20 protein-coding genes are annotated in these 24,443 nt (G+C 48.9%); 4 read left to right on the top strand and 16 right to left on the bottom strand.

Annotated features, from left to right (window positions below; genetic code table 11):
- Window positions 1–96: 96 nt before the first annotated feature.
- The 5 genes from alaS to HNR77_RS15030 form a co-directional block, all read right to left on the bottom strand.
- Window positions 97–2,718, bottom strand: coding sequence for an alanine--tRNA ligase (alaS, locus tag HNR77_RS15050; RefSeq protein WP_184185757.1), 2,622 nt, complete (start codon window positions 2,716–2,718; stop codon window positions 97–99).
- A gap of 472 nt (window positions 2,719–3,190) precedes the next feature.
- On the bottom strand, window positions 3,191–4,258 hold the full coding sequence (locus tag HNR77_RS15045; protein WP_184185754.1) for an AI-2E family transporter: 1,068 nt from the start codon (window positions 4,256–4,258) through the stop codon (window positions 3,191–3,193).
- A 320-nt stretch (window positions 4,259–4,578) separates the two neighbouring features.
- Entirely contained in the window at window positions 4,579–4,788 is a 210-nt protein-coding gene (locus tag HNR77_RS15040) for a hypothetical protein (protein WP_090915543.1), read from the bottom strand.
- Between the two features lie 10 nt (window positions 4,789–4,798).
- Window positions 4,799–5,320: a PRC-barrel domain-containing protein gene (locus HNR77_RS15035; protein ID WP_184185751.1), complete on the bottom strand. Its 522-nt coding sequence runs from the start codon at window positions 5,318–5,320 to the stop codon at window positions 4,799–4,801.
- Between the two features lie 164 nt (window positions 5,321–5,484).
- Window positions 5,485–6,636 (bottom strand): cysteine desulfurase family protein, encoded by a 1,152-nt coding sequence (locus HNR77_RS15030; RefSeq protein WP_184185748.1) that lies wholly within the window; start codon window positions 6,634–6,636, stop codon window positions 5,485–5,487.
- Between the two features lie 147 nt (window positions 6,637–6,783).
- Here HNR77_RS15030 and HNR77_RS15025 point away from each other — a divergent pair, with 147 nt between their 5' ends.
- Window positions 6,784–7,200: a hypothetical protein gene (locus HNR77_RS15025; protein WP_184185745.1), complete on the top strand. Its 417-nt coding sequence runs from the start codon at window positions 6,784–6,786 to the stop codon at window positions 7,198–7,200.
- A 241-nt stretch (window positions 7,201–7,441) separates the two neighbouring features.
- Here HNR77_RS15025 and cymR read toward each other — a convergent pair whose 3' ends face one another.
- Window positions 7,442–7,861 carry a cysteine metabolism transcriptional regulator CymR gene (gene cymR / locus HNR77_RS15020; RefSeq protein ID WP_111270142.1) on the bottom strand — a complete coding sequence of 140 codons (420 nt, stop codon included), beginning with the start codon at window positions 7,859–7,861 and terminating at the stop codon, window positions 7,442–7,444.
- A gap of 340 nt (window positions 7,862–8,201) precedes the next feature.
- On the opposite strand from cymR, the gene mnmA reads away from it, so the two are divergent.
- Window positions 8,202–9,326 carry a tRNA 2-thiouridine(34) synthase MnmA gene (gene mnmA / locus HNR77_RS15015; protein WP_184185742.1) on the top strand — a complete coding sequence of 375 codons (1,125 nt, stop codon included), beginning with the start codon at window positions 8,202–8,204 and terminating at the stop codon, window positions 9,324–9,326.
- Between the two features lie 156 nt (window positions 9,327–9,482).
- Here the strand turns inward: mnmA and crcB (HNR77_RS15010) are convergent, their stop codons facing one another.
- The 4 genes from crcB (HNR77_RS15010) to HNR77_RS14995 form a co-directional block, all read right to left on the bottom strand.
- On the bottom strand, window positions 9,483–9,842 hold the full coding sequence (gene crcB, locus HNR77_RS15010; protein ID WP_184185740.1) for a fluoride efflux transporter CrcB: 360 nt from the start codon (window positions 9,840–9,842) through the stop codon (window positions 9,483–9,485).
- On the bottom strand, window positions 9,839–10,240 hold the full coding sequence (crcB, locus tag HNR77_RS15005) for a fluoride efflux transporter CrcB (RefSeq protein WP_184185738.1): 402 nt from the start codon (window positions 10,238–10,240) through the stop codon (window positions 9,839–9,841). Before crcB (HNR77_RS15005) ends, crcB (HNR77_RS15010) begins: the two co-directional genes overlap by 4 nt.
- A gap of 189 nt (window positions 10,241–10,429) precedes the next feature.
- Window positions 10,430–11,737 (bottom strand): replication-associated recombination protein A, encoded by a 1,308-nt coding sequence (locus HNR77_RS15000; RefSeq protein ID WP_184185736.1) that lies wholly within the window; start codon window positions 11,735–11,737, stop codon window positions 10,430–10,432.
- A gap of 44 nt (window positions 11,738–11,781) precedes the next feature.
- Window positions 11,782–12,711 (bottom strand): LysR family transcriptional regulator, encoded by a 930-nt coding sequence (locus tag HNR77_RS14995; protein WP_184185734.1) that lies wholly within the window; start codon window positions 12,709–12,711, stop codon window positions 11,782–11,784.
- Between the two features lie 109 nt (window positions 12,712–12,820).
- Here HNR77_RS14995 and HNR77_RS14990 point away from each other — a divergent pair, with 109 nt between their 5' ends.
- Window positions 12,821–13,564 (top strand): SDR family NAD(P)-dependent oxidoreductase, encoded by a 744-nt coding sequence (locus HNR77_RS14990; RefSeq protein WP_184185732.1) that lies wholly within the window; start codon window positions 12,821–12,823, stop codon window positions 13,562–13,564.
- Entirely contained in the window at window positions 13,561–14,469 is a 909-nt protein-coding gene (locus tag HNR77_RS14985; protein ID WP_184185730.1) for a DMT family transporter, read from the top strand. The genes HNR77_RS14990 and HNR77_RS14985 overlap by 4 nt, the downstream gene beginning before the upstream one ends.
- Window positions 14,470–14,574: 105 nt before the next feature.
- Here HNR77_RS14985 and HNR77_RS14980 read toward each other — a convergent pair whose 3' ends face one another.
- The 6 genes from HNR77_RS14980 to hisS form a co-directional block, all read right to left on the bottom strand.
- Window positions 14,575–16,761 (bottom strand): HelD family protein, encoded by a 2,187-nt coding sequence (locus tag HNR77_RS14980; RefSeq protein ID WP_184185727.1) that lies wholly within the window; start codon window positions 16,759–16,761, stop codon window positions 14,575–14,577.
- A 243-nt stretch (window positions 16,762–17,004) separates the two neighbouring features.
- Window positions 17,005–18,789 carry an ABC transporter ATP-binding protein gene (locus tag HNR77_RS14975; RefSeq protein WP_397366904.1) on the bottom strand — a complete coding sequence of 595 codons (1,785 nt, stop codon included), beginning with the start codon at window positions 18,787–18,789 and terminating at the stop codon, window positions 17,005–17,007.
- A gap of 62 nt (window positions 18,790–18,851) precedes the next feature.
- The gene (locus HNR77_RS14970; protein ID WP_184185721.1) at window positions 18,852–20,150 is read right to left on the bottom strand and encodes an NCS2 family permease; all 1,299 of its coding nucleotides are present in this window, start codon (window positions 20,148–20,150) and stop codon (window positions 18,852–18,854) included.
- A gap of 267 nt (window positions 20,151–20,417) precedes the next feature.
- A complete protein-coding gene (locus HNR77_RS14965; protein WP_184185718.1) occupies window positions 20,418–21,176 on the bottom strand; it encodes a tRNA threonylcarbamoyladenosine dehydratase in 759 nt (252 codons plus the stop codon).
- Window positions 21,177–21,194: 18 nt separating this feature from the next.
- A complete protein-coding gene (gene aspS / locus HNR77_RS14960) occupies window positions 21,195–22,973 on the bottom strand; it encodes an aspartate--tRNA ligase (protein ID WP_184185716.1) in 1,779 nt (592 codons plus the stop codon).
- A gap of 81 nt (window positions 22,974–23,054) precedes the next feature.
- On the bottom strand, window positions 23,055–24,308 hold the full coding sequence (gene hisS / locus HNR77_RS14955; RefSeq protein WP_145406692.1) for a histidine--tRNA ligase: 1,254 nt from the start codon (window positions 24,306–24,308) through the stop codon (window positions 23,055–23,057).
- Between the last annotated feature and the right edge of the window lie 135 nt (window positions 24,309–24,443).

Raw genomic sequence — 24,443 nt, 5'->3', positions numbered from 1 at the left:
CCATGTCCTGCCGAATTGATTTCTGTTTATATAATAACATATTCTGACTGCCACAAGTACACAAAGGATAAGGCAATTGTGTTTTTTGCTTGTCCTTTACTGGCTAACGATCGAAACGGCCAGTTTCAGCGCTTCATCCAGCTTACTTGCGTCCTTGCCTCCGGCCTGTGCCATATCGGGACGTCCACCGCCACCGCCGCCGCATACAGCCGCAACTTCCTTGACAATTTTGCCCGCATGCAGACCTTGTTTCACCTGCTCCGCAGGCACTGCAACAACAAAATTCACTTTACCGTCTGCTGGCGCACCCAATACAAGCACCGCATCAGGCAATTTTACTTTCAGCTCATCGGCAACGGTGCGCAGTGCATCCATATTCGGTGCATCCACGCGTGCTGCCAGCACTTGTGTATTACCTGCTTGTACGACTTGATCCGTAAGCTGACCCGCTTCCATTGCACTGAGTTTGCTTTGCAGAGATTCAGTCTCTCTTGCCGCTTCTTTCAGCTGCTGATTCAGACCTTCTATCCGCTTAGGCACATCAGTTACATTCGCTTTAAGCAGCGCTGCGGACTGCTTGAGCAGTTCAAGCTGACTTTCCACATGCAGATAAGCACCTCGACCTGTTACAGCTTCAATCCGGCGTACGCCAGAGCCTATTCCGCTCTCGCTCACCAGTTTGAAGATTCCGATCTCTGAAGTATTATTTACGTGACAGCCGCCACAAAGTTCCAAACTGTAATCTCCAATCTGAACAACGCGCACGATATCACCGTATTTTTCTCCAAACAGGGCCATAGCGCCCATAGCCTTCGCTTCATCAATGGCTTTCAGCTCAATGTTCACGTTCAGGCGATTCCAGATCTGCTCGTTTACTTGACGCTCAATTTCAGTCAACTCTTCCGGAGTAATGCTGCCGAAGTGAGAGAAGTCAAAACGCAGACGCTGCGGTTCCACCAGGGAACCAGCCTGATTAACATGCGTGCCAAGCACATCTTTCAACGCTTTGTGCAGCAAATGGGTTGCCGTATGGTTTTTGATAATGTCGCCGCGTTTGGTTGCATCCACTTCGGCTTGAATAACATCTCCCACACGAAGCTCACCAGACTCAATCGTTACCATGTGCACATGCTGCCCTTGCGGAGCTTTAAACAGGCCTTGAACCTTTGCTACAGCACTTGCACTGCGAAGCAAGCCCTGGTCACTGACTTGACCGCCGCTTTCCGCATAGAAAGGTGTTCTGTCCAGAATAACCTGAGCGGTCTGTCCCTCGCCTGCAGCGTCTGCAAAAGCATCTCCCGCTACAATGGCTACCACTTTTGCTTCCGTCAACAGGTCAGTATATCCAACAAACTCGCTTTTAACCTCCAGGTCGGCCAGAGGTCCGCCTTGAACCTTCATGCTTTCGTTCTCCTGGCGTCCTGCACGCGCACGATCGCGCTGCTCCTGCATCGATGCATCAAAGCCTTCGCGATCTACCGTCAGACCATGTTCAGCCGCATAATCTTCTGTCAGGTCAAACGGGAATCCATACGTATCATAAAGCTTGAACGCCTCTGGTCCGCTAATCACCGTACGTCCTTCGGATTTTGCTGTCTCGCTGATATCAGCCAGAATCGCAAGTCCATCGGACAACGTTTCATGGAAACGCTCTTCCTCGGTTTTGATGACTTTGGCAATAAACTCCTGCTTGTCCACCACTTCCGGATAGTACATGCCCATGACTTCACCAACGGTTGTTGTCAGTTCATACAGGAATGGACGATCCAGCCCCAGCACTTTACCGTAACGAACGGCACGGCGCAGCAAACGGCGAATGACATATCCGCGGCCTTCGTTGCTTGGCAGTACACCGTCACCTACAGCAAACGCCACCGTACGAATATGATCGGCAATCACTTTGAGAGCAACGTCAATCTCGACACTATCGTTATATTTTACACCTGCAAGCGCAGCGGTTTTTTGAATCATCGGTTGGAACAGATCTGTATCAAAGTTGGAATCTACATTTTGCAGAATGGAAGCAAAACGCTCCAAGCCCGCGCCTGTATCAATGTTTTTGTTCGGAAGCGGTGTATAGCTGCCGTCCTTGTTATGATTAAATTGCGAGAATACAAGGTTCCACACTTCCAGATAACGCTCGTTTTCTCCACCCGGATACATCTCTGGATCACTCATGTCACTGCCGTAGGCTTCGCCGCGGTCATAGAAGATTTCGGTACAAGGTCCGCATGGGCCTTCGCCGATATCCCAGAAGTTCTCATCCAGCTTGATGATCCGTTCTGCCGGCAATCCGATTTTTTCATTCCACAGCTTGAACGCTTCCTCATCTTCCGGATAAACGGTAACGGAGAGACGATCCGGATCAAAGCCGATCCATTCTTTGCTCGTTAGAAATTCCCAAGCCCAGGTAATCGTTTCTTCCTTGAAATAATCACCGATGGAGAAGTTACCAAGCATTTCGAAGAACGTATGGTGACGACGCGTTTTGCCGACATTTTCGATATCGTTCGTACGAATACATTTTTGAGAGTTGGCCAGGCGTGGATTCTCCGGCTTCTCCCGTCCGTCAAAGTACGGCTTGAGCGGTGCCATACCTGCATTGATCCACAGCAACGAAGGATCGTTGTGCGGCACAAGCGATGCGCTTGGTTCAATTTTGTGACCTTTACTTGCAAAAAACTCAATCCATTTGGAACGAATTTCACTAGCTTTCATACTGGTTGCCCCCATCAAATTATAAGTTCCGCAGCGGTTTCGCTTCGGTTGGTTAACATGAATTCTTGATAACACATGTGTAAAAATAAACACAAAAAACGCCCCTGAATTGATCAGGGACGATGTTATCGCGGTACCACCCTGGTTATTGTTCTCATCTCCAAAAAAAGACGAATAAACGAACAATCTCCTCGTTAATGCGAATAACGGTCGCGCCCGGCAGGGTTGTCCTGCACTCCGAAATCAGCTTTCTGCCGCTTCAACTTTCAAGACTTTTCCAGCCAGCGAACTCAGAACATGTCTGATTTCGAAGAAGTCTATTCTCTGAGGAAAGGAACCCTCGGCATACTTCATTTCATCATCGATTTTATTTTGTAAACATACACCCTCATTATATCGACAGAGTCAGCCAGTGTCAACGCGCCGCATAGACGAATCGCAGACATTTCACTCGTTCTGCCATCCTCTGCGCTCATTCCGTTTTCCGTTTAATATAATAAGCGAAAAAGTGCTGCACAATGACCTTGAGTACGGCAAAAACAGGCACTGCCAATATGAGTCCCACAATACCCGCCAGCTCACCCCCAACGAGCAGTGCAAAAATAATGGACAGCGGGTGCAGATGCAGGGTACGGCCTACCACCTGGGGCGAAACGACATTGCTTTCCAGCACTTGGCAAAGGGTGTTTACTCCAATAACCAGCAGAACCATTTTAAAAGAAACCGTTGAAGCCATCACCACCGCTGGTGCTGCTCCCAGAAAAGGGCCCAGATAAGGCACGATGTTGAACACAGCCACGATGCTTGCCAGAAGCAGAGCATAGGGCATATCAATCACAATATATCCGATGTATGCGAAGATGCCGACGATAATACAAACGATAAATTGGCCCCGAATGTAGTTGCCCAGAGCAGTATCGATCTCCTTCATCACCGAAACAATCGCCTTGCGGCGAGAACGCGGCAGATAAGCCACGATCGTGCGTTCAAACACATCAAAATCTTTTAACATATAGAAAATGAGAAATGGCACAATAAAGACGTTAAACAGCACATTAATGGTCGCTCCGATATTATCCATCAGCACGGTAATGCCTTGAGTGAGCCGATCCTCCATCTGAAAAAACCAGCTGTTCATGCCTGAGCGTATGCTCGGCGGCATTAATTTGTGATCCATGCTATTCATCAGGCTTTGCGCACGCATCGATAATTCCGGCATATGCTCGTTTAATTCCTCAAGCTGCTCGATCAGCACAGGGATGACATTCATCAAAATAACCGCGATGCAGGTGAGGAAAAAAGCATAGATTAACAGCACCGCGATCGAGCGCGGAACCTTGCGTCCACCCAGCATGCTGACAATGGGATTCAGCACATAAGATATAATCAGGGCTACGATGAACGGGGCAAGCACCGTTTTGATGAACCCGTAGATATGTAAAAACAAAGGACGCAGCAGCCAGATAAAATACAAGATAATCAATCCGAGCAAGAGCCAGATCGCATAACGAAACATTTTGTTTTTGGTTAGTTGCTCCACCTTAATCTCTCCCCTTGACTGACTCTTTTATCCGGTTGTTGGACTGGCTCTAGAAGTCAGTATATGTAGGAAAGAGATTCTTTATTAACCTAAATCCGGGGAGCTTGTGAGCCAGGCGCATAGAAGTTTATTTACGGAAACAAAAAAACGCCCCTTCATTAAAGAAGAAAGCGCATTTTGCAAAAATGTACAGCATATCTTTATACATGTCCCGTATGAGCATATGTAACATCATCTATATCCATCTGCCGCCAAATTGCGACAGCTTTTATTGACATGTGTTGTCATAAAACCGCATATAGAGGAAGTTATGCCGCGATTTAAGAAGAAGCATGAATGTGAGGGAAGTCTTGAGGCAGCTCTTCTCCAAAGAAAAGATCATCCAGAGAGCTTAACGTGCCGTCCTCTTCCACCTGATAAACTGACATTTTCTCACCGTTTACCGTTAATTCAATAAAGCATCCCCAGCAATAAAACTGATGGGAGCCAATTTTTCCGATATCTTTTGAACTACAATTTGGACATTTCATATTCATTCACCTATCCATTAACAGAATGAATGGCATTTTCCAAGCGCTGCTCACTCAGCGGCGGCACCATAATGGCACTTTCTCCGATAGACATATCACTTGTACATGGCAGCCATTTACGGCCCTCGATCAGATCGGACACAAAACCGTCCGTAATTTCAATCCCTATTATTGTATTTCCCAACTCCTGGTCAAAATAAACATCAGAGACTCGTCCGAGCAGCAAACCTTCTTCGGTGAGCACGGACATCTCCTTCAACTTCGAGCGACCAAGGAGGTATGTGTACTTTATGTCGTCGGCCCCCGTCTTGCGGACGGCCTGTTGATTACGGATCATGACGGCATCTTCGCCATAGGCAACGATATCTTCCCATCGCACCATTTTGACATGATTGGTAAACAGGCCTTTGTTCTCAAGTTCAATGCCTTCAATCTCCCAATCACCATTCACAATGAAATCCTGGATTTTACCGACCTGCTTCCCGTCCTCGACATCAAAAACGGCAAGTCCGATCATTTCCTGAAGCTTCATCGCTGGGTCCCCCTCATCTTCTTCACATTGTATAGGCGCGGCGTTACTGCTAGGTATGCCCAAAGTTGATGAGTGGCAATCAGACGCCGATCATCAAACCGCTTCTATGCAACCGATGAAAATGGAACTTCTTCCCTCCTTCTGTTCCAAGTATATAGAGCCCCTCAAGGTCTATTACGCAGGCGTTCGAGAATGGTTCCAATTTTTTCGGCGGTTATGATGATTTCTTTTGTAGTATTACCCAAACCCCAGCTAAATCGAATCGCAGACTGTAAAAATGCCTCCGGCAAATTCATCGCTTGCAGCACATGAGATACTTCCAGCGAGCCGGAAGTACAAGCAGAGCCGCTTGCCACGGCAATACCCTCCATATCCAGATTCATCAGCATCGTCTCGGTAGTTACCTCAGGGAAGCTGATATTGAGAATGTTGGGAAGAACGTGCTCTGCATGTCCGTTTACATGAAAATGTTCACTTCCAACATGCAGCGCAAGCTGATCGAGCAGCAGCGTTCTCAGTTCCAGATCATGCTGAAGGTGCGCATCCGCTTGCTCGGTTATAATCTTGAGCGCTTCTGCAAATCCTGCGATACCTGCAATATTCTCTGTACCTGCACGACGTTTGCGTTCCTGCAATCCTCCGTGCGATCTTGCCTCCAAGGTAACCCCGCGTCTTACATACAAAGCACCGACACCTTGCGGCCCGTTAATTTTGTGTGCCGAGAAGCTCATCAGATCTACAGGCAAATCTCTGCAGGAGATCGGCTGGCTGCCCAGTGCCTGAACCGCATCGGTATGAAACAAAATTCCATGCTCGCGTGCGATTTCCCCAACCTCACGGATGGGCTGAATGGTTCCAACTTCATTGTTAGCGTACATCATTGTAATCAGCACCGTGTCCGGACGAATCGCTTCCCGCAGTTCCTCCAGTCTTATGCGGCCGTATTCATCTACACCCAGATAAGTCACATCGAACCCCTGGCGCTCCAGCTCCTGGCAGGAATGCAGCACAGCATGATGTTCAATCACGGTAGTAATTACATGTTTTCCTTGATCTACTCGCGAAGCTACCGCACCGAAAATCGCCAGATTGTCACTCTCAGTGCCACCACCTGTGAAAACAAGCTCGTCCGGTAAGCAGCCCAAGGATGCCGCGATCACATCTCTCGCTGCACTGACAGTCCGTTTGGCTTCCCGTCCAAAAGCATGGATACTGGATGCATTACCATACTGCCCGGTCATAACCTTCATCATCGCTTCAGCGACTCGTGGATGCATAGGGGTCGATGCGGCGTGATCCAAATAAATACGTTGCATTGCTGTCACCTCACTGGTTGTTAAAGTTCATTATGTCATTGCATTTCTTTATCTGGTATAACAAGTCCGATTGACAAATTAATCAAATGTGAACATGTCGCATCTTCATGTATAATGTAAAATATAACTTTGAAAGGAGAGATAAGCATGAGTGATGCGATCCTTAATCAAATTCTGAATCAGCTGCAGCAGATGGACAAACGTTTTGATAACATTGATAAAAGACTAGAAACAATGGATGAAAGAATCGAAACAGTAGATGAACGACTTGGTTCGTTCAATGAAAAGCTCGATTCGTTCAATGGACGACTTGAATCCTTCGATGAAAAGCTCGAATCTTTCGACAGCAGACTCAGTGTCATCGAGGAACAAACCAAAAGCATCCCATTACTCCAGCAAGCTGTTCTGGAAACGCTCGATATCACCAAACGCCTGGAGGCTTCTCAAATTACGTTTGAACGTAAAGTGACCTCCGAGTTAAACACCCACCAGCACAGTATAGATATACTAAACCGCCGTCAGTTGCGTATGGAAGCAGATATTGAGGCATTGAAAAGCCGTTAGACGAATCTCAGCTTGGCGCTCTAACATTGATCAAGTTCCGTATGATCTGGCGGCTTTTCCTTGTTTCATTTATCCTAATTTACATATGAATATTTCATCCAAGATCCCCATAAAGGTTCAATTAACAAGGCTGATAACACATCATAACAATCACGAAATGCTTTAATCTCTGTTGGCACGGCTAAAGCCCCCATGTTGGGGGCTTTAGTGTGTCGTCTGGATGATCAACTCATATCGCGGTCTAGATGTAGAACATGTAGCTATCTTTTTTATCCTGATCCTCGAAGCTGATTAAATCTTTCAACGTTGTTGAATCCAGCACATCTGCAATGCTGTCACGAATGCGGAGCCAAAGGTCACGCTTCGCCGGGTCATCTTCTTCCGTAAAGTCTACCGGAGAGATTGGTCCTTCCAGTACACGAATAACATCTCCCGCAGTTACCGTTGCAGCATCACCTGCCAAAATATAACCGCCATATGCGCCGCGGATACTCTTGACCAATCCGGCATTACGCAAAGGTGCGATCAATTGCTCCAGATAATGCTCCGAGAGCTGGTTGCGCTCGGCAATGCTTTTAAGTGATGTAGGGCCTTCGCCAGTTCTGGCAGCCAGCTCCATCATAATTGTGAGGCCGTAACGGCCTTTTGTCGATATTTTCAAAGGAGTCACCTCTTTCAATTTTCAGAAAAACAAACTGGAATGTAAATTAAATATGTTCCCGTGTAATGTTCTCGCTGTGGTTCATGATCATCTAATCCATAAGTCCGCCTGGCAGGAACACAGGAAACAGGTCTTTCTGTTCTAATTCACCGTATTCCGATCATAACCCTCAAGTAATGTTAACATAATTGCATGCGTTATGGAAAAGAAAGATTGACGATTTTACAAAATGTGCGCCTGGAGTGGACACCATCCAAAATTGGCCGGGTGTATCGTAAGTTGAGCCTGGTTATGCTAGAATAGAAACGAAACACATTTATATATAGAAATGGTGATAACGATGTCCAAAGCAAATGAAAATACACGGGTCGTCGTTGGCATGTCCGGAGGTGTAGATTCATCTGTAACCGCATTGCTTCTCAAAGAGCAGGGTTACGATGTCATCGGCATTTTCATGAAAAACTGGGATGATACGGACGAGTTCGGTCACTGTACCGCTGAAGAGGATTCAGAGGACGTGCGCCGGGTATGCGAGCAGATCGGCATTCCATATTACACTGTCAACTTCGAGAAAGAATACTTTGATAAAGTATTTACCTATTTCCTTGATGAATATAAGTCAGGTCGTACGCCGAATCCGGATGTCATGTGTAATCGTGAGATCAAGTTCGGTGAATTTCTGAACAAAGCGCTGGATCTCGGTGCAGATTATGTAGCTACAGGTCACTATGCACGCCTCATTGAAGAGGATGGCGCTTTCAAGCTGCTGCGTGGTGTTGACAACAACAAGGATCAGACCTACTTCCTGAACGCTCTTAATCAAAAGCAGCTATCCAAAGCCATGTTCCCGATTGGTCACCTGCCTAAACCGGAAGTACGCAAAATTGCTGAAGCTGCCGGTCTGTACACCGCCAAGAAAAAAGACAGCACGGGTGTATGCTTCATCGGCGAACGCAATTTCAAGGAGTTTCTGAGTAACTATCTGCCAGCCAAAGGCGGAGACATGGTTGATATCGTAACTGGTGAAGTTAAAGGGCGTCACGACGGTCTGATGTACTACACCCTTGGTCAACGTCAAGGACTTGGCATTGGCGGTTCCGGCAACGGCGAGCCTTGGTTTGTCGCAGACAAGGACCTGGAGAAAAATCAACTGCTCGTGGTGCAAGGTGATGCTCATGCCAGCTTATACTCCACCGGCTTGACAGCAACAGGCGTTAACTGGATCGCAGGTGCAGAGCACACACCAAACGTTCCATTCCGCTGCACAGCCAAATTCCGTTATCGTCAGCCAGACCAGGGCGTGACATTGACTTGGCAGGAAGACGGCAGTGTGGATGTACAGTTTGATCAGCAGCAAAAAGCGATCACTCCAGGACAAGCTGTTGTTTTCTATGACGGCGAAGTGTGTCTCGGCGGCGGTACCATTGATCAGGTGCAGAAAGTACCCGTACCGGCCATGCAATAACATGCCGGACATACCATGACGGATTGACTGTCATCATTATGCACAGCATGAGCGAGTCAATCCCATGTATTCCTACAAAAAAAGCCGTCTTTCATGTAATACCATGAAGGATGGCTTTTTTCCTGCTTTTTTTGCAAAAAAATTAAAATGTACTCCTTATGCAGTGAGCGAGACACCTGCCAAACAACCTAATACACCCAGCACAACAGAGCTTGCCACATACAGCAACGCTTTGACGCATCGTTCCCGTCCCATCAGCGTTAAGGTTTCATAACCAAAGGTAGAGAAGGTGGTATATGCTCCGCAGAAGCCCGTGCCCCATACAACCCACATTTCATCAGGTAACCTCCCTGCTTGATGGCTGCCATACAACAGACCCAGAAGCAGAGAACCACTAACGTTGATCAGCCAGGTTCCCCAAGGGAATACGGTTCCGAGTTTACCTGAAATCACCTTGCCCAAGCTATAACGAAGCAGCGCTCCCAGCACACCGGCCAGCCCAATCCACACGATCATCGAATATTCCCCTCTTGTTTGGAAGATGCGAGCATATGATTTCCCAGCTTGATGCCAAGGGCGCAGAGCAGAAGTCCCGCCGCAATGCTAAGAAAAAGATAAGCCGCAGCTTTAATCCACTCTCCGCCCTCAGATAACCGAACGATATCCAGTGTAAATGTGGAGAACGTAGTGAACGCTCCAGTAAATCCTGTGCCGATGGCCAGGCGAAGCTGTGGTGTGATTTTTTCAGGTATAGCGATGGTGAAAAACCATCCCAGGAACAGACAGCCTACCGCATTAATGAGCAGCACTGCCCATGGAAAACCTGTGTTGGCAGCAGGCATAGCAAGTTGAATGGCATATCTCGTCAATGTGCCCATAAAGCCGCCTGCCCCGATATATACTAACTCTCTCATCTGTGTACATCTCCCGGATCAAGCTTTAGAATCTATCGTTGGTTGACCTGAATGACTATAAGTTGACTAAGGATTTTACACACCACTCCGATGACAGAATAACCTTCCAATCGCTGTTACCCCCAGTTTTTTTCTGTCCCCTCCGTTAACGTGTAAATGAATAGTCAACTTATATAGATCGGACTTAACTTACAGCTCTCTGCGCCGCTGTTGATTCAGTCTGATCTTCGACTCATTCCCCTGCTCTGTCGCTTCATAGAATACTCGGCGAGACAGCTGCTTTGGCAAATACTCCTGCTTCACATAATGGCCCGGATAGTTATGCGGATACTGATATCCCTCATGCCCCAGCTTGGCGGCTCCCGAATAATGTGTATCTCTCAGATGAAGCGGAACTTCAGCTGATTTCACCTCATCAATCGCACTCATCGCTTTGGATATCGCTGTGTACACCGCATTGGATTTCGGACTTTCAACTGCAAACAGAATCGCTTGTGCAATATTCAGCTTGGCCTCAGGCCAGCCGTTATTACGGTAAGCATCCAGCGCACCAATCGCCTGTGTCATCGCCTGCGGATTGGCCAGCCCAATGTCCTCACTGCTCGCGGCAATCAGGCGGCGAATAAACGTCATCGGGTCCATGCCCAGCTTCTCCACCGCATACAGAAACCAGAATAGTGCTGCATCGCTCGAGCCGCGAATGCTTTTGTGAAAAGCAGACAGCACGTCATACTGTGTAGACTCATCTGCCTTGACAATAGGACGGCGAATCGACTCTTCCGCAACCGCAAGGGTAATGTGAACCGTTCCATCCGGCTCAGGCGGTGTAGTGAGCGCAGCCAGCTCCAGTGCGTTCAAGGCACGGCGAATATCGCCGTTGGCCATCGTTGCAATGTGCTCCAAAGCTTCATCGTCTGCTCGCAGCTCCATAAATCCAAGGCCTTTATCCGCATCACTTAATGCTCGGCGCATCGCCACCATAGAGTGCTCCTTGGTCAGCGATTCCAGCTGAAACAGGGTGGAACGACTCATCAAGGCTCCGTTTACATAATGAAAAGGGTTCTCCGTCGTTGCGCCGATAAAAATAATCGTGCCCTTCTCCACCGCTGGCAAGAGCGCGTCTTGACGCGAACTGTTGAAGCGATGCACCTCGTCAAGAAACAGAATCGTCTTGCTTCCGTACAGCTGTTTATTCGTCTGTGCCTGCTCAATCACTTCGCGCACATCCTTGACCGAGGCATCCACGGCGTTCAGCCGAACGAATTGTCCCTGCGTATGCTGAGAAATAATGTGGGCAAGGGTCGTTTTGCCGCAGCCTGGCGGACCGTACAGCAGAATGGATGAAATCTGATCGGCCTCAATGGCTCGGCGCAGCAGCTTTCCGGGGCCAATAATATGCTCCTGCCCGATATATTCATCCAGATGCTCAGGCCGCATACGATCGGCTAACAGTCTCGCCTGCGGCTGTGTATCCTGTTGAAACGAAAATAAATCCATGTATAGTTCACTTCCTTAGCGGATTGCCAATTTTAATGCTGCATCTAAAACATCACTTTGCCATGCAGCAGTGCACGTTCTGAGCTATTCTCAACCAATGAATCTCCACTCTCTATCATATCACATCCCTGAGGCAGCATGGCTATAAATGCTCCAAGCGCGCTGCTGACAAACGCATCCTTGCGTGTAATAAAACGTGTCATCATGCGGTTCATTCCTTCAGGAAGAGCATGCTTGCGCAGCGTGCCACTTTGAAGATGCTGGTGAATAACAATTTCGGGCAGCAAGGAGATGCCCATGCCTGAAGTCACGCCGCTTATAATGGCCTCCAGTGTCCCAAATTCCATAATGACAGGGCGGTGGACACCGCTCAGAAGCATCCATTCCTCCAGAATTTTACGATAAGAGCAGCCCATGCTGTACACCAATATCGGCTTCCGTATCAGCTCCTCCTGGGGCAAAGGCCGGGAAGAAACAACAAACAGCTCCTCGTCAAATACATCCACGGATTTAATATCAGGATGGTCACAGGAGCAGCCGATAAAAGCTCCTTCCAATTCATAGCTGATCACCTGATCAATCAGCATCTGGGAATGACCCGTCGCCAGTGCCAGTGAAACGTCAGGGTACTGGCTATAATATTGTGCCAGCAGACGCGGCAGTCTTACCGCAGCAGCTGTCTGGATTGAACCAATCTGCAAAGGACCAGAAGGTGTGTTGGTAGCCTGAAGGGCTCTGGAAGCATCATTTAGAAGCCCAATAATTTTATCCGCATAGGTGAGCAGCATCTCGCCTGCTGGTGACAGGGTCATTCCCCGATTGTGGCGGATGAACAATGGCGTGCCTACCTCAGACTCCAGATGCCGGATGCGCGCCGTAACGTTGGATTGCACATACCCCAGCTTGGCAGCCGCTCGGGTCAGATTACCTTCTTGTGCCACACATTGAAATATTCGCAGGTCTCCGCTCTCCATCCATCATCCCTCCACTCTGACATCATTCAAAATGATGTCCAGTTCATTAGTAATCATTATACTCCATACACAAAGCACACTACAATGAATTCAGAAAGGAGTGTTCGACATGACATACTGGGCAGATCGAATCGTTTTAATTACAGGGGGAGGAACAGGCATTGGCCGGGCTGTCGCTATCATGCTTGCGGAACGGGGGGCAACGGTTGCCCTGAATTACTCTCGCTCCAAGCTGGCTGCCGAAGAAACTGTGCAGCACATCCTGAATCAAGGTGGTCAAGCCTTTTCCATTCAAGCCAATGTTGCTAGTGATGCGGAAGTACGCCGAATGGTTAGAGAGATCGCTGAAACGGTTGGCCCCGTTACGGATCTGGTGAACAGCGCCGGAATAACCTATCATATCCCTTTAGAAGACCTCGAAATGGTGACGGATGAGGTTTGGAACGAACTCCTTGATGTTAATGTGAAAGGCATGTTTCACTGCGCTCGTGCTGTAACCGAAGGCATGATTCATGCTGGTGGAGGGGCCATCGTTAATCTGGGCAGTATTGCAGGCAGCACTGGCAAGGGCTCATCACTTCCATATGCTGTATCCAAAGCAGCAGTCCATGGCTTGACTTTATCTCTGGCCCACGCCCTCTCTCCTCATATTCGGGTAAATGCGATCATTCCCGGAGCGGTTGCAACTCGCTGGTGGGCTGGCAATGAGGAACGAATGCATCAGCTCGGCGGACAATTACTGCTGAAGCGAATCGCTTCACCCGTGGATATCGCCCATATGATCTGTGCTGCCCTTGAGCAGCCATTGATGACAGGACAGCTCATTACGGTAGATGGCGGACAAACGTTATGAGCACCATAAACCGCAATTCAACCGTAGCGGCCCGGGAACCCTCTTTTCTCAATCCGGTAAAATATACTCTATTGATTATCATAACCACACTTATCATGGGAACTTCTTTTCCTGTGGGGAAAATAGGTATGGCGTATGCACCGCCATTTCTTCTCATGGGACTACGCTACATTCTGGCGGGTGGTTTGATGGCCCTGGTGCTGCGCAAGCGTCCTTTACCACGGAGGTGGCAGGCATGGGTTAAAATCATGCTAATCGGACTGTTTCAATCGGCCGGAGTGATGGGCTGTGCCTATTACAGCATGAACTGGATTTCTTCCAGTGAATCAGCGATCATTACGTTTACGAATCCGCTCATCGTCATTGTTTTCAGTGCATTGCTGTATGGCATCACCTATCGTTTAAGCCAATGGATCGGCGTGGTTGTGGGGTTTGCTGGCATTTTACTTACTTTTGGCTTGCATATGAGCTTCACCCCTGGAACGTGGATCGGTTTGGGCGGTGCAATTTCCTTTGCTGTTTCCACACTGCTGATTAAACGTTGGGGCATGTATTTTGATACCTTTGTGCTTACGGCATATCAGATGCTCGCGGGAGGGTTCGTTTTACTTCTGCTAAGTCTGTGGGTGGAGCAGCCTCATTTTACAGTTACGGCCATTTCTATCCTGTCTCTGTTCTATCTGACGCTGATCTGCTCCATCGTGCAGTTTTCGCTCTGGTTTTATTTATTACAGAACAGTGACCCTGCCCAAACCAGTTCCTATCTGTTTCTCGCCCCGTTTTTCGGCGTATTATCGAGCTGGGTAATGTTAGGGGAACAAATTCAATGGTTTGTCGGGGCTGGAGGTATACTGATTGGAGTCGGCATCTATCTGGTGAACCGTCACTCTCCGTCATCGTTGTAATCCTTTTTATATTAAAAAAAGTAAAAAAGGCATGCGTTCGGGACAATTCCCTGTACGTCATGCCTTTTAATCTATACGTTATACGAACTTTGGCAGCCGCTAATGCTAGGATACGTTTTCGTCCGGCCAACCCTGGATCGTAACCTGCTCGCCTTCGGGATTATGCGTTGCCGCAGCATACTCGGGCATATTGCCATCATGGAATAACCACAATTCATGCAAAGCCCGTGTACAGCCGACGTAAAGCAGTTTGGCATCACCGGCACCCGGCATATAATGCTGCTGATCCACATCAGCGACAATTGCTGCATCGAATTCCAGACCTTTGGACAGATAAACTGGTAAAATGGAATGTCCGCCGCTGTACTGCTTTTTGCCACCGTCAATCAGATTCAACTCCCAGCCCGCCGACTGCAGCTCCCGATGAAGCTCTTCGGCTTCATGCAGTGTTCTCGTCAGAATAGAAACCGTCCGATAGTCTTTGGTCGTCAGCATCTTCAGGGCACGCTCCAGACTGCGTGTTCGTCCTTCGCTTCCATAAGCAAGCGTGCGAACCGGATCACCACTACGAAACACCGGGATTGCCGTAATGCCACTCTTCACACCCTGCTCCAGAATCGTATTGGCATAGTCAATGATTTCCATCGTGGAACGATAGCTTCGGGTTAAGGCAAAATACGCATTCTGCTCCTCTGGAAACAGTGAGCTCATCTCTTCCCATGCGTGCACACCGCGATATTCATGAATGCCTTGAGACAAATCACCCAGAATGGTGAAGGAATGCCCTTTCACGAACTGATCCAGCAGTGCCACATGAAATGGTGAGAAATCCTGTGCTTCATCGATGACAACATGGTCAAATCGCTGTGACCCTTCAATATCATTCACAAGTGTATGAATATATACAAGTGCAGGCAAATCCTCTTCCCGAATGACGTCCTGCTTCAGGTCGGCTCCCGTCTGTTTCATCACGGCTTTCGGAATCAATGCACTCAGCGATGCAGGCACAGCCCCGCCTTTCACGGTCTTGAACAGCTGTTTGTACAGCGTCAGCGGATTGTATTCAGGCCATTTTTTAGCGTATGCCTTCTCGCGAGTCGCTGCTTTTTTCTTGCGTTCTTTACGCACCGTTTCAGACATCGGCTTTTTCAATTCCATCTCAATCCAGCGATGAATACGTGCCATAACACGCTCTTTGCGCTTCGCCAGTGGATAATGTTTGTATTCCGTGCCAAACCAGTTCTCGATCTCCTGTTTGCCGAGCACTGCACCGTCCCACGGACTGAAATCAACATCCGGCACGGATTCCGCTTCCATCCCGGATAACCATTCCCGAATCAGCTCCATGAAACGAATCGAACCTTTGAAACGTCCCGGAACCTCATCATTCAGTTCAGGTCGTGCCGCAGGCGTTTCAAACCACGTATGCAGCGTCTCTGACGTATCCGCAAGCGGCATATTCAGTCCGAGCAGATTCATCGCCCAATCCGGGAAGGTGCGCTGCTGAATATCACCTACACCGAGCTCTGGCAGTACATCCGAGATGTAATCGAGGAACATATGGTTGGGTGCAAAAATAACCATTTTCTCGGCTGATACCTGCTCTTTATACTGGTACAGCAAAAAAGCAAGACGATGCAGGGCAACCGTGGTTTTCCCAGATCCGGCAACCCCCTGGATGATCAACGCGGTGTTTCTCGCCGCCCGAATGATCTGATCCTGCTCGGCCTGAATCGTGGACACGATATCCCGCAGCTTGTTATCCTTGTTTTCGCCAAGGCGGTATACAAGGAATTCGTCAGATACCGCGGGCTGGTCACTGTCCCGGTTATATGTATCTGCCACCCGTTCCAGTATGCGCTGACGAATCACCACATTTCGTTTCAAATACACCAGACCTTCGATCAGACCTTCCGGGGCCTCATACGTTGCGGAGGCCTCGCCTCCTGTGAAGGAGTAAAACAAACTTGCAACCGGAGCCCGCCAATCAATGACGAGCGGATGCTCTCCCACCTCTTCGCGATCCACACCGATTTTGCCAATGTACAGCGGTTTCCGTTCCCCGCTGCCCTGCTCTTCGAAATCCAAGCGTCCGAAATAGGGTTGCTGCGCGCTCTTGGACAAGGCTTGACGGCGTTCTTCGCGTCCGGCTTCCAGCACTTGTTCCGTAAAGTCGTGGCCGGTGTACACCGGGAAATTCCGCAGCCGTTCCAGCTGGCGATCCACTTCTTCCATCGTTCGCTCTAACCTGTACTCTTCTTCTTGATAGGCACTTTGAAAGCTGTCTTTCATGTTTCAGTTACCTCCTAAGAAATATATGTTTTGTTCTGCATCGTCAATCTCTGACAACGCAAAAGGATACCTACTATATCACATAAAAAGGGAAAAAGCTACAGTAACATCACTTAACAAGAAAAACCGTGCCCCCGCCTATGCAAAATGCTGCACGAGCGAAAGATCAACGGTTTCTCGATGAGAAGCAGCTGCTTGATATTATTGAGATCTATAATAATCAGGCTTAATCCAATCCATATGCTAGTTTTCTCCATCCTGTGCCACAAACTGCTTTTGCGCCAGTTCACGATACACCGGATGAGTGCTGATCAACTCTGTGTGAGTTCCTGTGCCGGTAACATGCCCGTGCTCCAGCACGACAATCTGATCGGAGTCCACCACCGTAGATAATCGATGTGCAATAACGATGGTCGTTCTGCCCTCCATCAGATTGGACAATGCCTGCTGCACTTCGTACTCCGAGGTGCTATCCAGGCTGGAGGTCGCTTCATCCAGCATCAGAATGTCCGGGCTGCGCAGCAGCGCACGAGCAATAGCAATTCGCTGACGCTGCCCGCCGGATAACTTGATGCCGCGTTCGCCCACTTCCGTATCATAGCCTTGCGGCAGCTTGTCAATAAAGTCCGCCGAATATGCCATTTCTGCCGCTCTTCTGATCTCCTCCATCGTCACCTCACGGTCTAAACCGTAGGTAATGTTGTCTTTGATCGTACCCGCCATCAACGGACTTTCCTGTGATACATACCCGATCTTATTACGCCAGGAAGCGAGGGAATACTCGCTGATCGCTTCTCCCCCATAGGAGATGTAGCCCGAATCTGGCAGATAGAACTGCTCCACCAGCGAGAAAAGCGTGGATTTGCCACTGCCGCTCGGACCAACAATCGCTGTCACCTTCCGGGTCGGAACGGTCAAGTTAATACCGTGCAGCACCTCTTCCCCTGTAACGTAGGAAAAATGTACATTGTGAAATGTGATCGTATCATTCCCGCGAGGAGCCTGCTTGGTACTGTGATCCGGTTCTACGTCATCCGCAAGTATAGCTTGAATACGCTCGGTGGCACCGACTACTTTTTGCAAACGTGAATATAAGGTCGTGAACTGTCCCATCGGCATAATGACCTGGAAAAGCAGCAGAATGAATGCAACTAACTCCCCTGGCGACAGCAGGCCGGAAGCTACACGCATCCCACCAACACCAAGGATAACAACCAACACAGCCGTCATGACAAAAGTAAACAAGGGACCAATCAGCGCCAGAATACGCGCTTCCTGTAAGCCAAACGCAAACATTTTGCGAATGCGGGAATCTCCCGCTTCTGCTTCCTGCTTCTCGGTTCCATATGCTTTGACCAGTCGAATTTCACCAATGACCTGACTCAACACGGAGGTAAGCCCGGCCATCTCATCCTGTTGTTTTTTGGAGATTTTGTACATTTTCCGACCCACGGGCATGAGAATCAGCATGGTCAACGGCACCAGACTCAGAATGATGAGTGACATCACCCAATCCAGATAAAATAGAAGCGCCACACCTCCGATCACAGCAACGATGTTGGAAACAAATGAAACCAGATAATCCGCAATCAGGGTCATAATCTGGCTTGTATCATTCGTAATCCGGCTCATCGTGTCCCCGGTACGGTTGCGGTCAAAATAAGGCATACGCAGCGATAATACTTTGTTCCACAGCTTGGTGCGGAGCGTAGCTACAACGCGCTGACCCGCATAATTCAACATGTAGATACTGATACCCGAAGCGATGGCTTGAATGACAAAAGCTCCGAGTAACAGAAAAATAACCGTTTTGTTCAGCGCTGATGTGGTCAGCCCATCAATGAGACCTTTGGTCATCAAGGGAACGATTAATCCTGCTGTCGTTTGAATCAATGTCAGGATGAGAGCCACAATCAGAACCAGTTTCGGTGGATTCGTGGAAGCAATGAGCTTGACGAAATCCTTGAATCCTTTCTTCCCTACTTTGGGCTCGTTTGAATCAGACTCCAACTGCTGCTGTTCTTCCATTCCCCGTGCCTCCTGCTCTTCCATTATCCGTTCCTCCTGCTCTTGATCAGTTCACCTTCGTTTTACAGAACACCATGCAGCACAAAGTTCGCCAGAAACAGGATCGAGATGCCGTACATCACGACAGGCACTTCTTTCCCTTTCCCCGCAGCCAGCTTTGCCAGCGGATAGGCAATAAATCCAAACGCCATGCCATCCACAATGCTGTATGTAAAAGGAATCATCACCATAATCAGAAATGCTGGAAACGCTTCGGTAAAATCACTGAAATCCATATCCTTCACGCCCTGTACCATCAAACCGCCGATGATGATCAAAATAGGTGCAATCGCACTGTCGGGAATATAACCAAGCAGCGGAATGAAGAAAAAAGTCGCTCCGAACAGCACAGCTGTCACAAGCGGGGTTAAACCTGTACGGCCGCCTGCAGCAATGCCTGCTGTTGTCTCGGCTGCCGCCACTGGCGGACTGCTGCCGAAAATGCCTGCCAGCACCGTGCTGATCGATAACGCACGCAGGCTGCCCTTGAAACGTGCCGGACGATCAATCATGTTGGTCTGGGCCGTAATCAGTCCGATATTTTCAAACACAACAATCAATAACAGCAGAAATACAGCAATCCAGAACGCAATATCTGCCAGCTTCATCAGAGACAGTTGACCGAACAAGCCACCGTATTGACGCAATGCATCCAGCGCGGATACCGGTTCACCGGGATGTACTGCTCCGAGCAGGTAGGCAAGCCCTGTCCCGATCAAAATACTGATGAGCAGCCCGCCCTGCACATTGCGTATGAATAAAATAACTGCCAGTACAAGGGTTACACAGGCTGTGATCACATTCGGATCGTTGAAATGCCCAATCGCAACAAAGGTGGTCTGGTGGGCGATGACAATGCCACTCTTTTGCAGTCCGATAAAGGTTAGAAATAGTCCAATCCCTACGGTAATGCCGTGCTGCAGATTTTTAGGAATTGCCTCGCTGATTATTCTATACAACGATGTAAAGGCAACAATAGCAAACAGTACACCCGTAACAGCCACCACAGCAAGCGCTTCCTGCCATGTCAGCTTCATCGAGTGCACAAGTGTATATGTGAAGAACGCATTGATCCCCATGCCGGGTACCACCACAATAGGTGATTTACCGCCAAACGCCATCAGCAGACATCCGGCAATGGACGTGAGCAGTGTGCCCACCATCGCTGCCTGCAGCGGCATTCCGGCATCAGAAAGAATGGTTGCATTGACCATCACAATATAAACGACAGCAAAATAGGAAATGGCCCCCGCCACAATCTCCTTTTTCCACTGATCTTCTGGCGTCATGCCCAGCTGCCTGGACATCCATCCGTGTTTCATTCTTCTGTTCCCCTCTCTCTATTTATAAATTCAACTAAAAAATGTTTACACTTGCCACTCCGTTCTCGTGTAAAAAGTTAAGTTGAACCTATATGCCACAAATCATTATGTATGTATCATCGCGCAGCGCACCACAGCCTATCATACACCGTTTTCGCGGGGAAGTACATGCCGTAGAAAAACACCAAAAAGCGCAGGTGCACATGGCACCCGCGCTGGATGGGCAAACATTGAACGAAGCTAATCTGCTAACGAGCAGGATTCACCTTAAGCCTCTGATTTCTCCGCTTTTGCAAGCAGGTCTTTGACAGCTACACTGACCATAATCAACCCGGCTACCGGTGGAACAAAGGCATTGCTCGCAGGTGGCTGCTTCGCTTTACGAATCTCCGGTGCATTCTCAGGCACAATTTTCTGTGTCACGTCTGCACGCGGCTTGAGCGGCTCCTCGGTGGAAAAGACCACCTTAACGCCTTTTTTAATACCGTCTTTACGCAGCTTGGTGCGTACCACACGGGCAATAGGGTCCATCGACGTTTTTGAAATATCCGCAACCTGGAACTTCGTCGGGTCCATTTTATTGGCAGCGCCCATGCTGGAGATGACCGGAATTTTGCGTTTCAGGCACTCTTTGATGAGATGCACTTTATAGATAATTGTGTCAGAAGCATCAAGCACATAGTCCAGTTCGTACTTGAACAGTTCCTCATACGTTTCCTCGGTATAAAACATGTTCAGCGCAATCGCGTCACATTCCGGATTGATCAGTTTTACGCGTTCTACCATCAGGTCGGCTTTTTTCTGACCTACAGTGGTGGTAAGTGCATGAATCTGACGATTGATGTTGGTGATATCCACCACGTCTTTGTCAATCAGGATGATTCGGCCAACACCGCTGCGGGCAAGTGCTTCTACAGCAATACCGCCCACACCGCCGATGCCGAGGACAGCTACCGTACTATTTTTGAGCTTATCCAGACCTTCAGGTCCGATCGCAAGCTCTGTTCTTGAAAATTGATGGAGCATTAAGAATCGATGCCTCCTTTATTTCTTTTCCGCGACCGGTTTACGTGCCACACGGATGTGAAGTTGTTCCAGCTGTGATCCATCCACTTCGGAAGGTGCATTCATCAGCAGATCCGTTGCACTTGCCGTTTTCGGGAAGGCAATCGTTTCACGCAGATTTGTGCGTCCTGCCAGCAGCATCACGAGACGGTCCAGACCAAAGGCAATACCGCCATGTGGTGGTGTACCATATTCGAATGCTTCGAGCAGATAACCGAATTTGTCGTTGGCTACTTCTGGTGTAAGTCCAAGCGCAGCAAACATTTTTTCCTGTACATCACGTTTGTAGATACGCATCGAACCGCCGCCGACTTCATAGCCATTCAGCACAAGGTCATAGGCTTGAGCACGGATTGCACCCGGATCAGTGTCGAACAAATGTACATCTTCGTCTTTTGGACGTGTGAACGGATGATGTTCTGCCACATAACGTTTCGCTTCTTCATCATAGCCGAGCAGCGGGAAGTCCACAACCCAGGCAAACTTGAATTTGCTGTCATCAATCAGGCCGAGTTGACGTCCGATTTTCAGACGCAAAGCTCCGAGAACATCAGCAACCACTTTTTTGTTGTCCGCAGAGAAGAGCAGCAAGTCGCCTTCTTCAGCGCCAGTACGTTCTTTTACAGCTTCAATCTCTTCCGGTGTAAAGAACTTCACGATTGGCCCTTTGAATTCGCCGTCTTTCACTTGAATCCAAGCGAGACCTTTGGCACCGTAACGGGCAGCGAATGGTCCGAGATCATCGATCTCTTTACGGCTCCATGTGCCGCAACCTTTGGCGTTCAGCACTTTCACTTCTCCACCTTTTTCGATGACGGAAGCAAATACTTTCACGCCGCTGCTTGCTACGATATCGTTCATTTCCACCAGCTCCATGCCAAAACGCAGATCCGGCTTGTCGGAACCGTATTTGCCCATGGCATCAGCATACGTAATCCGTTGGAATGGCAATTCCAGCTCAATGCCTTTTGTTTCACGCAGCAATTTCGCCATCAACTGTTCCATCATTGGCAGCAGGTCATCCTGTTGCAAGAAGGACGTCTCGATGTCGACCTGAGTGAACTCAGGCTGACGGTCTGCACGCAGGTCCTCGTCACGGAAGCAGCGAGCAATCTGGTAGTAACGCTCAAGTCCGCCGACCATCAACAATTGTTTGTAGATTTGCGGAGACTGTGGCAGAGCGAAAAATTCACCTTCATGCACACGGCTTGGTACGAGATAGTCACGTGCACCTTCCGGGGAGCTCTTTGTCAGGATGGGTGTTTCTACCTCAACAAACTCTTCTCCATCCAGGAAGTCACGGAATACTTTGGACGCTTTGGAGCGCAGCTTCAATGTTTCAAACATTTCCGGACGACGCAGGTCCAGGTAACGATATTTCAAACGCAGGGACTCATCGACCTCAACCCCATCTTCAATGAAGAAGGGAGGAGTTTTGGCTGCATTCAGCACTTCGATTTCTGTAATTTGAACTTCAATTTCACCTGTTGGCAGGTTTTTGTTCACCGTCTCTGGATCACGTTTAACCACTTTACCCGTTACAGCGATGACATACTCGCTGCGTACGCGATCTGCAATCTGCAGAGCTTCACCAGAATAAGCAGGGTTGAAAACGACTTGTACAATGCCGCTGCGGTCACGCAGATCGATAAAAAGTACGCCCCCCAGGTCACGGCGGGTCTGTACCCAGCCGTTCAATGTTACGGTTTCACCGATGTGTGCGTTAGTTAATGCGCCGCAATGATGACTTCTTTTCATAATCAAACTCCTCATTATATATATTTCCGTTCTGTTCAGGCAGGCTCAGACCTTACTTGCACATCCCGGTTAATTCAACATTTATTGGTTCCCGCGTACCGCAGCGACCAGATCATCCAGCTTTACCGTCTGCTGTTCCCCTGTATCCATCGCTTTCAATGCGATCTCGCCGCGCTCCAGCTCGTCATCTCCAAGAATCGCTGTGTAGCGTGCTTTGAAACGATCCGCCGACTTCATCTGAGCTTTCATCTTACGACCCAGATAATCGCGTTCACCGGACAGCCCGGATTGACGAAGCTTGAAGAGCAGTCGGTTCACTTCCCGATCCGCCGCCTCGCCCAGAGCAACAAAGTACACATCCAGCGGAGCCAGTGTTGTAACTTCAATGTTCTGGTGCTCCAGAATCAGCTGGATACGCTCCAGTCCGATACCAAAGCCGATGCCTGGCTGGTCTGGCCCGCCGATATCACCGACAAGACCGTTGTATCTTCCGCCGCCGCCGACGGTATCAATCGCCCCGATGCCTTGTGCTTTAAGCTCAAAAGCGGTCAGGGTGTAATAATCCAGCCCACGCACCAGACGGTTGTTCACCGCGTAGTCTACTCCGAAATCATCCAGATACGCCTGCAACTTGGCAAAATGACTGAGTGATTCTTCATCAAGACTGTCCAGAATGGACGGCGCTCCAACGAATTTATCTTGGTCTACCTTGCAATCCAGTACACGCAGCGGATTACGCTCCATACGGGATTGGCAATCCTTGCACAGGCTGTCCTTCATCGGTCTCAGGAAACCAAGCAAAGTCTCACGGTATTCCGCACGGCTCTTGGCATTACCCACCGAATTGATCTCCACCTTGACATCCTTCAGGCCAAGCTCGACACAAAGCTGGTACCCCAGTGCAATGACCTCGGCATCAATTGCCGGATCTACCGCACCCAGAGCCTCAACGCCGAACTGGTGGAATTGACGCTGGCGACCTGCTTGCGGACGTTCATATCGGAACATCGGTCCAATGTAATACAGTTTGCTCACATCCGGCTCGCCGTACAGCTTGTTCTCCACATAAGCGCGGACTACACCTGCCGTGCCTTCCGGCCGAAGTGTCATACTGCGATTACCTTTATCATCAAAGGTGTACATTTCTTTCTCTACGATATCTGTCGTTTCCCCTACTCCACGCACAAACAAGGAAGTCTGCTCGAAGATGGGTGTGCGAATCTCGCGGTAATTAAAACGACGGCACAGGTCACGTGCTTTTTCTTCGACGTACTGCCATTTCTCGACTACACCGGGCAGCAGGTCCTGTGTTCCTGTTGGTTTCTGAAAAGCCATCTGTATCCCTCCAGCATTGATTTTCTCTGTAAACGTTAATTCTAAATGTACACTTAGCCACTCCGATTGTAGTACCATCTTCCGATCGCAGTTATCCCCGGATTTTCCTGATCTAACTTTACAAATGTTTAAAAT

The sequence above is a fragment of the Paenibacillus sp. JGP012 genome, assembly GCF_014203995.1.
In the GTDB taxonomy this organism is placed as follows: domain Bacteria; phylum Bacillota; class Bacilli; order Paenibacillales; family Paenibacillaceae; genus Paenibacillus; species Paenibacillus silvae.
Note: the sequence above shows the minus strand (reverse complement) of the source record. Positions and strands in the feature narration are given on the sequence as shown.